The organism is Bacillus sp. EB106-04-02-XG92 (genome assembly GCF_058791995.1).
In genome coordinates, this window is record NZ_JBYTEA010000005.1 from 277,666 (window position 1) to 291,273 (window position 13,608).

17 protein-coding genes are annotated in these 13,608 nt (G+C 34.2%); 2 read left to right on the forward strand and 15 right to left on the reverse strand.

Going from position 1 to position 13,608, the window contains the following annotated elements:
• Positions 1 to 46: 46 nt before the first annotated feature.
• The 14 genes from AC3WVA_RS15235 to AC3WVA_RS15300 all read right to left on the reverse strand — a co-directional run bounded on the left by AC3WVA_RS15235 (position 47) and on the right by AC3WVA_RS15300 (position 11,376).
• Entirely contained in the window at positions 47 to 1,351 is a 1,305-nt protein-coding gene (locus tag AC3WVA_RS15235) for a flagellar protein export ATPase FliI (RefSeq protein WP_098345396.1), read from the reverse strand.
• Positions 1,348 to 2,031 (reverse strand): FliH/SctL family protein, encoded by a 684-nt coding sequence (locus tag AC3WVA_RS15240; protein WP_098345397.1) that lies wholly within the window; start codon positions 2,029 to 2,031, stop codon positions 1,348 to 1,350. Before AC3WVA_RS15240 ends, AC3WVA_RS15235 begins: the two co-directional genes overlap by 4 nt.
• Positions 2,018 to 3,022 (reverse strand): flagellar motor switch protein FliG, encoded by a 1,005-nt coding sequence (locus AC3WVA_RS15245; protein WP_000883361.1) that lies wholly within the window; start codon positions 3,020 to 3,022, stop codon positions 2,018 to 2,020. The genes AC3WVA_RS15240 and AC3WVA_RS15245 overlap by 14 nt, the downstream gene beginning before the upstream one ends.
• 13 nt (positions 3,023 to 3,035) lie before the next feature.
• Entirely contained in the window at positions 3,036 to 4,610 is a 1,575-nt protein-coding gene (locus AC3WVA_RS15250; RefSeq protein WP_071757449.1) for a flagellar M-ring protein FliF C-terminal domain-containing protein, read from the reverse strand.
• A 22-nt stretch (positions 4,611 to 4,632) separates the two neighbouring features.
• Positions 4,633 to 4,932 carry a flagellar hook-basal body complex protein FliE gene (fliE, locus tag AC3WVA_RS15255; protein WP_492322021.1) on the reverse strand — a complete coding sequence of 100 codons (300 nt, stop codon included), beginning with the start codon at positions 4,930 to 4,932 and terminating at the stop codon, positions 4,633 to 4,635.
• A gap of 16 nt (positions 4,933 to 4,948) precedes the next feature.
• Entirely contained in the window at positions 4,949 to 5,362 is a 414-nt protein-coding gene (gene flgC / locus AC3WVA_RS15260) for a flagellar basal body rod protein FlgC (RefSeq protein WP_000484673.1), read from the reverse strand.
• Positions 5,363 to 5,382: 20 nt separating this feature from the next.
• The gene (flgB, locus tag AC3WVA_RS15265) at positions 5,383 to 5,790 is read right to left on the reverse strand and encodes a flagellar basal body rod protein FlgB (RefSeq protein WP_001113103.1); all 408 of its coding nucleotides are present in this window, start codon (positions 5,788 to 5,790) and stop codon (positions 5,383 to 5,385) included.
• A gap of 369 nt (positions 5,791 to 6,159) precedes the next feature.
• On the reverse strand, positions 6,160 to 6,432 hold the full coding sequence (locus tag AC3WVA_RS15270) for a hypothetical protein (RefSeq protein ID WP_001058076.1): 273 nt from the start codon (positions 6,430 to 6,432) through the stop codon (positions 6,160 to 6,162).
• Complete coding sequence (locus AC3WVA_RS15275; protein ID WP_001149516.1) at positions 6,422 to 6,790, reverse strand: flagellar export chaperone FliS; 369 nt, start codon at positions 6,788 to 6,790, stop codon at positions 6,422 to 6,424. The genes AC3WVA_RS15270 and AC3WVA_RS15275 overlap by 11 nt, the downstream gene beginning before the upstream one ends.
• 22 nt (positions 6,791 to 6,812) lie before the next feature.
• The gene (locus AC3WVA_RS15280) at positions 6,813 to 8,201 is read right to left on the reverse strand and encodes a flagellar hook-associated protein 2 (RefSeq protein ID WP_088315149.1); all 1,389 of its coding nucleotides are present in this window, start codon (positions 8,199 to 8,201) and stop codon (positions 6,813 to 6,815) included.
• A 20-nt stretch (positions 8,202 to 8,221) separates the two neighbouring features.
• Entirely contained in the window at positions 8,222 to 9,085 is an 864-nt protein-coding gene (locus AC3WVA_RS15285; protein WP_098520741.1) for a flagellar hook-associated protein 3, read from the reverse strand.
• A gap of 41 nt (positions 9,086 to 9,126) precedes the next feature.
• Positions 9,127 to 10,425, reverse strand: coding sequence for a flagellar hook-associated protein FlgK (gene flgK, locus AC3WVA_RS15290; protein WP_098520742.1), 1,299 nt, complete (start codon positions 10,423 to 10,425; stop codon positions 9,127 to 9,129).
• Between the two features lie 17 nt (positions 10,426 to 10,442).
• On the reverse strand, positions 10,443 to 10,895 hold the full coding sequence (locus tag AC3WVA_RS15295) for a hypothetical protein (RefSeq protein WP_098520743.1): 453 nt from the start codon (positions 10,893 to 10,895) through the stop codon (positions 10,443 to 10,445).
• 16 nt (positions 10,896 to 10,911) lie between these two features.
• Complete coding sequence (locus tag AC3WVA_RS15300; protein WP_000946323.1) at positions 10,912 to 11,376, reverse strand: YaaR family protein; 465 nt, start codon at positions 11,374 to 11,376, stop codon at positions 10,912 to 10,914.
• A 143-nt stretch (positions 11,377 to 11,519) separates the two neighbouring features.
• On the opposite strand from AC3WVA_RS15300, the gene AC3WVA_RS15305 reads away from it, so the two are divergent.
• Both AC3WVA_RS15305 and cheR read left to right on the forward strand, forming a co-directional pair.
• The gene (locus tag AC3WVA_RS15305; protein WP_098520744.1) at positions 11,520 to 12,017 is read left to right on the forward strand and encodes a flagellar motor switch protein FliG; all 498 of its coding nucleotides are present in this window, start codon (positions 11,520 to 11,522) and stop codon (positions 12,015 to 12,017) included.
• A 39-nt stretch (positions 12,018 to 12,056) separates the two neighbouring features.
• Positions 12,057 to 12,839 (forward strand): protein-glutamate O-methyltransferase CheR, encoded by a 783-nt coding sequence (cheR, locus tag AC3WVA_RS15310; protein WP_141539553.1) that lies wholly within the window; start codon positions 12,057 to 12,059, stop codon positions 12,837 to 12,839.
• A gap of 33 nt (positions 12,840 to 12,872) precedes the next feature.
• On the opposite strand, the gene AC3WVA_RS15315 is transcribed toward cheR, so the two are convergent.
• Positions 12,873 to 13,589 carry a hypothetical protein gene (locus tag AC3WVA_RS15315; RefSeq protein WP_098345407.1) on the reverse strand — a complete coding sequence of 239 codons (717 nt, stop codon included), beginning with the start codon at positions 13,587 to 13,589 and terminating at the stop codon, positions 12,873 to 12,875.
• Positions 13,590 to 13,608 lie beyond the last annotated feature (19 nt).

Sequence of the window (13,608 nt, forward strand, 5' to 3'; positions counted from 1 at the left end):
GTGAAATATTAAAAAACAAAAAAATAAGACCTCTTAGGCAGAGGTCTTATACTATATGGTGCATCGCTTCAACAATATCATTAAATTGGAAGCGATCTGATCGACCTTGTTTTAAAAACGTATTTATACCTTCTACTTTGTTTTTACATTCAAAAATATAAGCATTTTCTGCATTTTCTTGAATCGTTCCTAATTTAAAATACAATTCATTTTCTTTATAAACAGATAAGATTTTTCTCATTTCATTTGCAAGTTGCCAATGAGTTGGCGAAACGATTTCTTCCATAATCCTACTCACTGAGTCTAGCACTGAAATAGCAGGATAATGACTAAGCGTTGCAAGCTCACGTTTTAATACAATATGTCCATCTAAAATACCACGCGCTAAATCTGGTACAGGGCCGTTTAAATCGTCTCCATCAACGAGTACGGTATAAATACCTGTTATGGATCCCTTTTGTGTTTTCCCAGAGCGCTCTAATAGCTTCTTCATATAACTTTCCATTAAGAGTGTTTTACCACCAATCGGCAACTCTTTAACGGCAATATCAACACTTCTACGCGCGTCAGCAAAACGAGTAACAGAGTCCATCATAAGTAGTACGTTATTACCTTGATCACGGAAATATTCAGCAATAGATGTTGCCAGTTTCGCTGCACGAAGTTGCATTAGGTGACTTTCATCTGACGTCGCTACAACAACGACGCTTTTTCGCATACCTTCTTCGCCTAACTCTTTTCGAATAAAGTCTTTTACTTCTCGGCCACGTTCTCCTACTAAACTAATAACATTAATGTCAGCTTTTGCGTTTTTCGCAATCATTCCGAGTAAAGTAGATTTACCAACACCAGAACCTGCAAAAATACCAATCTTTTGACCGATGCCAATTGTTAGCATGGAATCAATAGATTTGATTCCCGTTTCAAATACATCGGTAATTTCTTCACGTTCAAATGCATGAATAGGCGGGGCATCTAGTTTTATTTTTTGTAGTGGAATATTGTCTGTATCCTCATTTAGTACTCCGCCATTTGCACTTAACACTTTTCCGAGTAAATGATTGCCACGAGGTATAACAACATCTTCTTCAATTAGTGTAACTGAATCTCCGTAACATACTTTTTCTGTTTGTTCAAATGGAAGTAACATGTTGTTCTCTTTTTCAATTGCAATTACTTCACATAAGACGCTATGTTCTCCAACGAGACAAACATCACCGATTTTCGCCTTTGGCCCTTTCGCTACAAAAAACTGTTCTTGTACACTATGAACTTTACCGACTTTCGTATAAAACGGCGTTTCAATAAACGTATTCCATTTTTGGTTTTCATTCATTAATAGTCGATTCATACATTTTGCTCCTCAAATAACTTCTCTTCTTCCCATTTCTGGCGAAGTTTCGCAAATATAGGTGCAAATTTAAATTCAAAGAACTCTTTCTCTTCTTCCAGAACAAATTCACCGAACTGTAAGGAGAAATCATATTTCCATTCTACTAATTGTAGTAACCAATATTCTTTCGTATTTTCCTTTTCTTCTTGAATGCGTTCAAAAGTTTCTGGATGTACGGTAATAACTAGTTTTTCAAACGAAGTAGGCAATGTTTGAACGATGCCAGTTAAAATAGGTAACACATCAAGTAAGCGCGAATCTACTGCTTGATTTACAATTTTTTCGGCTAGTTGAAAAGATTGATCCCATAATAATTCCGTCCATTCGTACGCTGTTTCTTGTTGTTCTTTTTGAAACTGCATACGTGCCGATTCTATCTCTTTCATCTGCTGCTGTACATGTATTTGAAATTGCTCTTGATCATGTAATAACTGCTGACGTTCCCGTTCTAACATTTGTTGTTCTTGCCTTAGTTGATTCAGTTCAGTATGTAATGATTGTTGCTGCGCAAGAAGTTCTTCATGGTCCACCTGTATTTCTTCTACTTGAACTGGTATTGGTTTTGGAAATTGTAATTCATACGTTTCTTCAGAAAAAGAAACAGAATTCTTCGGAATTCTGTTTTTAAATAAGGACATCATCTTCACCTCTTTGAACGATAATTCTTCCTTCTTTCTCTAGCTTTTTCACCGTACCTGTAATCGTTTGCTGTGCCTTTTCAGCATCCGTCATCTTAAGCGGTCCTAAGCCATCTAATTCTTCTAGAATCATCTCTTTACGGTTTGAAGACATACATGTAAATAATTTTTCTTTAATCTCTTCTTTTGCAATTTTAAGTGCTTTCGCAATAACACCGTTATCTGTAATTTCTTCTAATACACGACGAAGTGCAAGATCTTCAAGTCCGAGTAAGTCTTCAAATACAAACATGTTTTCTTTAATTTTCTCAGATAACTCATAATCCATTTCATCCAGCTTTTGAAAGACTGTTTTTTCAACACCTCGTGAAACGTTATTTAAAATGTTTACTATTGTTTTCAAGCCATCTGTTTTATTAATTGCATTAAACGCCATATTATTTAATTTTGATTTTAATAAATCCCCAATTTGATTTATTAATTCACCATCTACTTGCTCTAGCTTCGCAATCCCCATTACCGTTTCTACTCGCTTATGATCTGGTAATCTCTCAATTAATTGAGAAGCAAGCTGCGGTTTAATATAAGAAGCGATAATTGCAATCGTTTGTGGCGATTCATCATTAAGTACAGTAAGAAGTGGTTCTAAATCTGTAAGTGAATTTAAGAATTCAAACGGATTATCTTTGTTATACCAAAGATCTTCCAATAATTTTTCTAGTTCATCTTCTGGCATATTTTTAAATATGCGACGAATATATTCTTTATCTGGAGTCACTAGGTTCAATTCTTTTACGTTTAATTCATACAAGAACTCCCCTAGTACATTTTCTAACGTTTCCGGTTTATATACACGAAACTTCGCGATTTCCCGAAGTAATACTTCTTTTTCCTCAGCCGTCATATATTCAATGACTTTTGCTGCCACCCCTTCTTCTAATGTACGAATAAGGATGGCAGCTTTTTCTTTGGAGGAGATTTCATCTAACATCGTTGTTCCTCCCTTACTGTCCATTTAACCATTTTTTAATTACTTTTGCAGTTCCTTCTACATGTTCTTTCGTAGCATCCTGCACTTGTTCATCTAACGTCGGTTCTTTCGGTTCTTCTGGTTCAGGTTTTGGTTCTGGTACTATTTTTTCTTCAGGAATTTCCATAATACTTTCACTACTTGCAGCAATTTCCTCTTCTGCTAAGTATTCTTCATATTCCTCTTCTTCTTTCTTTCTCTTACGTCTTGCTAAGAAGAACCATACTAGACCACCAATCGCTAATAAACCAGCTGGAATTCCACCGAATAACCACCAGTTTATGCCGCTTTCTTCTGGTTCTTTCTTCTTCTCTTCTTTCGGCTGATCAAACTGAACAGTTACAACGTTAACTTGACCGTTTGTAAAGTTTCCATTCGGATCAGCTTGAAGCCCAGCAGCTGTGCCAATTGCTTCTTTAAAAGTAGTCATATCTATTTTTCGTTTTACTAACGTATCGTTGTCTACCCATACTACAACATTTGTTTTCGTTAATTCTGGGTGTTTCTTAATTGTTTCAACTGTTTTATCTATTTCATAGTTTTCAATTTTGTTACCATTTTTATTATCATAGACGATTTTACCATTTTGATTATTGTTCGTACCGTAGTTTGGTACTTCGCCGTTCGCTGTAATACCAGCGCCTTGCTTCGTCTCTGCTCCCTCTTGTGCAGTAGAGCTTTCTTCTTGCTCTTGTTTACTACGAAGTACACCTTTATCACCATACTTTTCTGACTGGCGTGTAACTTCATCATAGTTTACAGACACTTTCGTATTCACTTTATATTCATTCGGTTTAAACATCGTCATTAATGTTGCGTCAATATCTTGCTTTAATTTACCTTCAATTTGATGCTGCATTTCTACTTCTTTTTCATAAGAAGAGGAACTAGTAGAATGCGCTTCATCTGCCCCTTTTGAGATGACGCCTTTTTTACTATCAATCACACTTACTTCTTCTGCTTTCACCCCAGGAACTGCTGCACTAATCATTTGCTGTATACCCGCAACTTGATCAGCAGTTAATAATTGACCACGCTTCACTCCAACCGTAATCGCAGCTGTTCCTTTTGCTTTTTCTTCATCAAAAATTGTCTCTTTTTCAGGTAATGTAATTTGAACATTCGCCGTTTCAACTGTCGCAAAGTTTCTTACGATATCTTGCTCCAATTGCTTTTTCGTACCGACAATTTGCTTCATTTTTTTATCTTGCTCACTTGAACCGAGCGAGCTTTCTAATAAAATTTCCTCACCGCTTTTAGAATTAAACGGTAAGCCCATCCCATTCATTTCTTTTCGTACCCATGGAGCATCATTTTTTTGCACACGAATCGATCCATCGGCCGCTAACTGATAATCAACACCTAACTTTGATAATTCTGCTGTAATCTCTTGCTTATCTGCATCATTTAAATTTTGATATACAACAACATATTTATCTGGCAAGGTGAAGTATAAAAGTGCTCCTGTTACAATCGCTAAAAGCGCAGCACCGATTACTAACTTATGCCACGTTTTTAACGATTGGATAACATTTTTCATCTTTTCCATTTAAACACACCCGTCCACTTTCCTAAATTTGCATATTAATTAGTGACTTATAATTTTCAATAAGATTATCACGTACGAGAGCAGCCGTTTTCATTTGAGACTCAGCCTTCTTCTGCTGAATTAAAACGTCATGCGTTTCTCCTACCCCTTTCGTTAGTAAATCATATACTGCTGTTTGCGCATTGTTTTGTGTTTGATTCGTATCTTCCAATAAATCGATAAACTTTTTCCCCTCAACTACTGATGTTTGAGAACTTTTCGGTGCACCAATTGACTGAATTGCTCCAAATGGTTGTGTATTTAACATTGGTTGGATTTTCATATTACTATATTCCCCCTTATCCTCGGCCAATTTCTAAATCTTTATCAAGCATTTTTTTATTTGCATTTAATACACTTGTATTTGCTTCGTACATTTTTTGAGCAACCATTACATTCGTCATTTCAGCAGTCACATCAATATTTGGATAACGTACATATCCTTCTTCATTTGCATGCGGATGTGTTGGGTCATACACTAAGTTTTCAGTTTTATCTGCTTCAATACTTTTTATTTTTACCCCATTAGTAGGAGACCCATCTAACATATTTGCAAAACTATTGTTTGATTCTAGCACTACACTACGACGCTCATATAAATCTGCCCCCGGAGCCGCCGTTGTATTTGCATTTACAATATTATTTGAAGTAACTTCCATCCACTTTCTCGCTGTCGTTAGTCCTGAGCCACTTGCATTAATTGCCTGAAACATCGTTGTCTCTCCTTCTACTTTTAACGTCCGCGTGCCGCTTGGTTAATTGCATATTGTGTATTAATCGCGTTAATTGAAATACCGTATAACTGATTTGCTTTCATTAAATCTAGCATTTCTGTCGTTACATCCACACTATTTCCATCTTTATTCGTTTGCATTGATTTTGTTTGAATCTTTGCATATGTATTTTTCGTATTTACTGTCGGTAAGTGCATTTCATTCGTTTGATATAAATCTGGATTGCTCTTTAAGTCAGCAACATTGTTCTTATATAATGCACTACTTTTATTCATTTGCTCAGCAAATGTTACATCTTGCGCTTTATAGCCGGGTGTATTCGCATTTGCAATATTACTAGAAACAGTATTTCGTTTCGTCACTAAATAATTCATATAATGGCCTACATCACTCACTAAATCTGGCATATTCCACACCCTTTCTTTTTAACTTAATGATCCACTGATGGAAGTTTCACTTCATTATTTATTTTCTTATATGTGTTTATTAAAATATTAACAATCATGTACCCTTACATATTTTATTCCATTTTTCCATTGTTGTCTTTAGAAAAATACAAAAATATAAAAAAGAATACAAAAAAACTGTATACACGCAATAATCTATGAAACATTTTAATATATGATCTACAAACCAAAGTTAATTTACATATTATTTAGATTATTACTATTTTTTCATTACAGTCATAAAATGAAACCTCAATCAGCGGAAGTCTTTATTTAAACAAAGGAATGGATCCCCTCTTAAAAAGGGGAATCCGTTTCTAAACTCTATCATTAAAATTTACCGTAAAATGAATTAGCTTTCATGCGCCCATCATTTGTCATAATCATTTCTTCCAAAATCTTTTGCTTATCTCGAATATGCTGTGCCGCCTTAATAATGAATGGACTTACTTCTGCTGCAACTTGCGCACGCGTTTCCTCATCCAATGTCATCATCCAGCGATTTAACATTTCACTCTTCTCAGCAAACTCTTCATCTGACACTTGCAATTCACCGATTTCATTAAAACAGCCGACAAACGTCCGATAAATATCATTGTTCATTTTCAAGTGCTCCGCGGTAACCGTCTATTAAATCTTGTAACACTTTCACAATCGCATCAATGTCTTTTGCTTCACGTGTTACTTTCATCGTTTGAATTTGAATGCTAATCCAATCGTATAAACCGTAAAGACTATCATATAAATCTTTCGTAATTTCAGGATTTAATTGAAGTTTTAATTCTTCAAAAATACGTTCTAACTTTTCAAGAAGTGCATCTCCTTCTTGTAGTTTAAAAGTATGTAAAAGTTCTTCTAAATTACGAAACTCCACAATACATCTTTCATAAATGAAAATTGTATTTTTAATTGGATTACTCGTCATAATATCATTTTGCATATAACGTTGCCATGCTTGCATACGATCACTTCCTTACTTTTCATTAATCATCACTTTTTTGTTTTGTCATTGCTTTAATTGTTTTTAATTGGCTATCAAGCGCCGCTAATGTACTCTCTAGCTTTTGATACTTCTTCACAATTTCATCTTGCTTTTGCAAGTTTTGCGTCTCAATATCTTTAATCTTTTTATCTAAATCACTTACACGTGAATCAATGTTTTTTACTCTCTCTCCGACTACACCTTTATCACCAAATAACTTATCAAGTGGCTCTTCCATCATTTTCCCTAAACCGTTAGAGCTGAAGAAAAATTGCTTCGCTGCATCTGGTTTTTCTTTTAGTGCTTGTGTTAATTTTTCATCATTAACTTCCATCGTTCCATCTTGCTTTAATTGAATGCCAAATGAGAATAAGTAATTGCCATCTTGTGAAAATGTTACAACATTGTTCATCGCTTGACGTACACTTTGCATAATTGTTTGCCCTTGGAAAACTCCACCTTTCCCGGCAAAAATATCTACTGTAGAAACGGCTTTATTATAATCTGCAACCATCTTTTTAATAATATTCGATGCGTCTGTTACGTTTGAGTCACTTACTGTGAATTTTAGATCTATGCCTGTTGCTTTTGGTTCTGTTGTTGTACCTGCATCTGGTGTTCCTTCTACTTTCGGTTCAGTTACTTTCAATAATTCAATTTTCACACCTGGAAGTGTTTCAATTGTATTGCTCGGACTTGTACCATCAATACCATTAATAGTATATTTTGCATCCAACGCTTCATTAATAGTATTTAATTTCATTTCCGTCGTAGATTCCACTTTCGAATAAAATAATTCTGTAAGTACATTAGGCGGTGTCTTTTCTAATTTAATTTCATTCATTGCCCCTTCTTTTTTCGAGGTCATGAAAATTTTATCTCCAAGTGTATAAGCCGATACACCATAATCTCCATCATTAATTTTATTAATTAAATCCTTATATGTCATATCAGTTGTTACTTTTAGTTCTTTATCACCTAATTTTATTGTTTCATCTTTAAGAAGCTTCGCATTTATATCAGTAACCTTATTAGAGGCTATTTGATGACGCTGTGCAAGCTGAGTAATCGTCATATTAAAAGTTCCTGCAATCGCACCCCCATCAGCTTTTACGTTAATATAACCATCTTGTGATGTTGTTACCTTTTTCTCATTTCCTTTAAAGCCCGCTAAATTTTTAAACGTTTGTGTGAAAGAGCTAAATTCTGATTTTAAACTTGTATATAATGATCTATCTTGTGAAAGTTGGTTCTTTTCATTTGTATACGGTGTTTTTCTCATATCTAACGCATTCATTTCTAATTCAACGAAGTTAGAAGTATCGATCATATTATTTCCGAGGTTCCATATTTGTTGTCTACCACCAATACCTGTCATCGTTCCTGCCATGTTGTCTCACTCCTTATTTTTTACATGTAGTCTAAAATACTCGTTTTACTCATCGTACTAACTGCTTTAAGCGTCGCTTCATACGTCGCATTAATATATGCTAAGTCAGAAATTGCTACTGCTAAATCGACATCTTCAATGTCTTTACGGTTCTCTTGAAGTGCTAAATTTTGCTCACTTAAAATTGTTTTAAATGTCTCCATTGTGTTCATTGTTGAACCGACTTCAGTTGTACGATTAATGATACCATCTAAGTTTTTCTTATTTTCTCCTAATAACGGTTGCAACGCTTTTTGATCACCTTTTTGCATCGCTTCACTCATCTGTTTTAACGTTTTTATAACAGGGGATAATAGCGCATCTCCGTTACGAAATGCTTTTAATTCATAACCGTCATTTAGTTGCCAGTTCACATCATTTTGTCCCCCTTGATATGTACCATCTTCTGTAAATGGTGGCTTTTCTGCACTATCACCACCGAAAATATAACGACCTTGCTCTTTCGTATTCGCTAAATATACAACTTGTTTTAAAATTTGATCAATCTCTGCACCGATGGCTTTCAATTCTTTTTCACCATTTTGCTCACTTAATGCCTGCACCATTAATTGATCTGCTCTTGTTATAGATTTTAAAACACCTTGTAAAGTATTTTCAGTTTGTGTTAATACATTTTTCGAATCTGCTAAATCTTTTTGCATTTGTTCAATATTCGCCAATGAATGCTGAATCGCAAATGACTTACTTGCTGCAAGTGGATCTTCACTCATAAGAAGGTTTTTCTTCCCTGAAGTTACTTGATTTCGGTGGTATTGCTGTTGCACATTTAAATCCATTAACTGATTCTTTGCCCAACTTGCATTTTGAAATGTAGATACTCTCATTTCTATCTCCTCCTTTTATATTTCTAGTCAATTACTATCACTTATCGAATAATTGAAAACAGGCTATCAAACACTTCATTCATCGTCGTCATAGCTTTAGAGTTTGCGACGAAGTATTTTTGGAAAGCCATTAAATTAACCATTTCCTCTTCCATATTCACACCTTCGATGCTCATCTTTTCTTGCTGAATTCCCTCTAATAAATCTCCATGAATTTTTTGATATGCATTCACTGCACTTTTATCAGATGCAACACCAACTACGAATTGGTCTAATGCTTGTTTATATGAAAGACCTACTTTATAATCTCCGTCTGTAATTGCTGCTAATTTATTTGCTGTTTCAGCTGATATTTTCATTTTCGAAACATCTTTTGCAAATTCAGGGTTTAATTTCATATCTTTCGCTTGATCCCCAACGAAGAACTCTTTCCCCATTACTGTGTTCACTTCATTCTTTACAGAACTCATTAGTTCTTCAAGGTTTTTCTTATAACTAGCAATCTTTGCTTTCGTATCGATCGCTGATTGGATTGCTCCACTAGCTAAGGGAATTTTCGAACCATAAATCTCAACTGACATTGGTTCTTTTTCTTTATTTAATTGAAGTGGGTATGCATCTTGCCCATTTACCGTTAAAGCACCATTCATTCTAACACTCGCGATATTAGGATTCATAGATTCATAAGATACTTCTATATTTGCATACTTAGACATCTCTGTAATGATACGATCACGTTCATCTAAAAGTTGATTCGGTACTTGTGTACCTGCTTCTCCAATTTTTTTATTCGCCTCCGCTAAATTAGCAGCAAGACGATTAAATTCATTAACATGTGCTTCAATATCGTCTGTCGTCTGCAATTCCACTGAATCTAAATTTTTCGCAAGACGATTTACTTGACTTGTAAACTTTCCAGTTTCAGAAATTAATGTATCATAGTAGTTTGGTTGTTCTGGATTTTTTGCCACTTCACGAAAAGCATTAAAGAAGCCATCCATTAAACTAGATAATGAATTCTTTCCTGTCGTTCCAGCCATAGACTCTACACGTGATAAAGTCGAATTCATATAGTTATAATAAGAGAGTTGAGATAATTGATCGTTAAACTGTTTCGTCTTCACTTCATCAGTAATACGGTCAACGCCTAGCGTTTGTACACCGTAACCTATTTTTTGTTCCGGTGAATAGCCATGACTTGCTCCAGCCGATCCGTAATTCGCCATTTGACGCACATAACCAGGCGTATGAATGTTAGATAAATTTTGTTTCGTCGTTTGTAATCCCATTTGTGCCGCTAACAAACCCGATAGCGGCGTATTATAATCAGATAGTCTCATAATGTTTCACTTCCCCTTTACAATAGTTCGTTCATAAAGATTTGTGAATTATTGTTTCGTTCTAAATTATATTCAGAAACGGAATCCACAATACTTTCTGTAGTTTTTAATAGTACGTTTAAGTAATATTGATTTTTTAAAAGAACCATTTTTACATTCTCTTCTAATTCAGTTACATTTTTTTGTAATTCTTCCATTTTTTCAATTTCTCCGTTAGAAAAATACGAAAATAATGCACTTACACGAAACAGTTCGATTCCCTTTTCTTTACAAAACTGAACAACCATTTCTTCAAACGAGCTTGATAATCCTTTTAAACCATCAATGTACTGCAATTGCTCTACTTGCAATTTTTGAACTGCATTTACATTTTTATGTTTCAAATTCTCATATATTTGTTCTCCGAGCGTTTGAATGTTTTCATATGCTTTTTGAATAATAACGAGCTTTTCATATAATTGTATGTACATATCGTTTCCTTCCCTTTTACAAGACTAAATTTACAATTAAACCGTGGATTTCTCCAATCTGATTTAACATTTCTAAATGTCCCGTTTTCGTATTAATTAAATTCATAACATCTTCTAACTCATTTAATCCCATTTCCGCCTGTTTCACAATCGTCATTTTCTGTGAATAGCCATAACGTGGATGACGAGACATGACATCTTTATATTGCAATACATTATCTACGTAAAAATTCAAAAATGATTTTACTGTATTTTTGTATTCCATTACATTATCAAGCGTTAATTCCATTTCAATTTTCTCTTTAATTTCTCCAATGTTATCGACAAATGCTTCCATTTGTTCTAGCAATTTATCTTTTTTCGGATCTGCATGCAAATTATCCGAAAATGCAAGTCCTGTCCTGACATTTGCTTCTTTCGGCATTTGAGTAGCAGGCGGTATATGCGATAAAATTGGATTATGCGAGATCGAACGCAGCATATATATCACCTATTTATTTTTTTATTTCTTCCTAAACTTAATCGTAAAATCCAGTTATTTATAATTATACTCTGAACACTAATATTTTGCAGTTATTTTTTATAAAAGATATGTTACAATTTAGCATGAGGTGGCACAAATCTATGAATATTTTTCTTTGTGGTTCAAATCAATTAACAGCATTAGATCAGGAAGAAATAAAAAAATTTTTAACTGACTATGCTCACAAACATAAAATTTACATATTATGTTATAAATCTATCGAAAATGAGATTCTTCGTTTTTTCATCGAAAACGAAAGACTCGCTCAAAATTTATGCCTTTACACGCTACAGCCGTTACAAGCATTAACAGATGAATTTCGAGAGGTCGTTGATTACTTAAAAAAACACGGAGCCGAGTATGTCGCTTTTGATCATCCTTCCGACTCCATTTACCGATCAGATTATATGTTTTTTGTAAAACAAATAATCGAAGATACCGATTTAGTTCTCTGTTTTTATAATGGGGACAAGCATACATCTGTCATTCCCGTTGACGTTGCAAAAGAAGCAGGAATCGATGCTGTTATTTATGATTTACCAGGTTTACATGAAAAACAGATGAAAAAAAACTTTGAACAAAAAATCCGTATGATGTAAAGGGGGAGGCACAATATCGTTATTGTGCCTATTATAAATATGATAATTGAACAAGATTATGATCATTTTATCGCGAGTTTTAAACAACAATTCAATATGGATATCGCTTCATATAAACAAGATAGAATGCGTCGTAGAATCGATGCTTTTATTTCGAGAAAGGGCTTTGTGAACTACACTAGTTTTCTAAGTAATTTACGTACCGATCAAAATTTATTTTTAAGTTTTATTGACTATATTACAATTAACGTTTCAGAGTTTTTTAGAAATAAAGAACGCTGGCAAACGCTAGAGACGAAAGCACTACCAAAATTACTCGAACAAAATAACGGGAAATTAAAAGTATGGAGTGCCGCTTGCGCTGCCGGTGAAGAACCATATACACTCTCTTTAATTTTATCGAAACATTTAGCTCCATATCGTTTTGAAATACAAGCAACAGATCTTGATTTTCACATTTTAGAAACTGCAAAACGCGGTCAATATACAGAACGTTCTTTAAAAGAATTACCTACCGATTTGAAAGAACGTCATTTTACAAAAGAGAATGATATATATTCATTACATCAAAACATTAAGCAAAACGTTACGTTCAAACAACATGACCTGTTAATGCAGTCGTTCGATACAAATTACGATTTAATCATTTGTCGCAACGTAATGATATACTTTACTGAAGAAGCAAGGGTAAAACTTTACGAAAAGTTTAGTCGTGCTTTACGAAAAGGCGGCGTACTATTTGTTGGTAGTACTGAACAAATTTTAACACCTGAACGTTATAATCTTCAGCGCTTCGATACATTCTTCTACGAAAAAATATAAAAGAGGTCGTCACAATGTAAAGTGACGACCTTTTTATATAACTCGAATTAAAATAATAGCAACAATCCATACAAAGAGAAAAAGAAACGTTATAGACCATTTATGTTCTTGCATCGTATGTTTCAAAGCCTGTGATAATTGTGTCATATTCATTTCTGCAAGTGCTCTCCATACGCTTACATCCCGCTCTTTAGCAGTACGATCTGTAACGCTAATTAAAATGGTTTCGTTAGACAATTTTGTTATATAAGCAGTAATAACCGTTACCATTAAATTTATATTTCCTTCTGAAGAATCACTTTCCACTCTAGAAATGAGTGCACTTACATCTAATAACGGAATATGTACCTTTCTACCAAATGATAATTGTACTTCAGCAAAATCATACGTCCCATCTAACAAAGGAAGTTCTTTTATATGCGCCTGCTTAACAAGACCTTGTAAACTTCTCATTACTTGTTCAAATATTTTATCTGTTTGCTTTCCTTCTCCAGATAATGTATGTAACTTCTTAAAGAGTTGTAATACTGTATCCATCTCTTTAGAAAGCATTTCCTTCATAACCTTTCCATCACCTAAACTCGCAAGTAAAATCCCTATTTCATTATTCTGCGAAATAATCTTAGACTGTCCAGTAAACACTAGATTGCTTTGCTTGCGTTCCTTCTGGATTTCATGTTCTGAAATAGCTGCAGGCTGTTTTAATGGTTGTAGCGTCTTATTTTCAATTGTCGTACGTTTAATATCCATCTAAGCGCCTCCACTACTA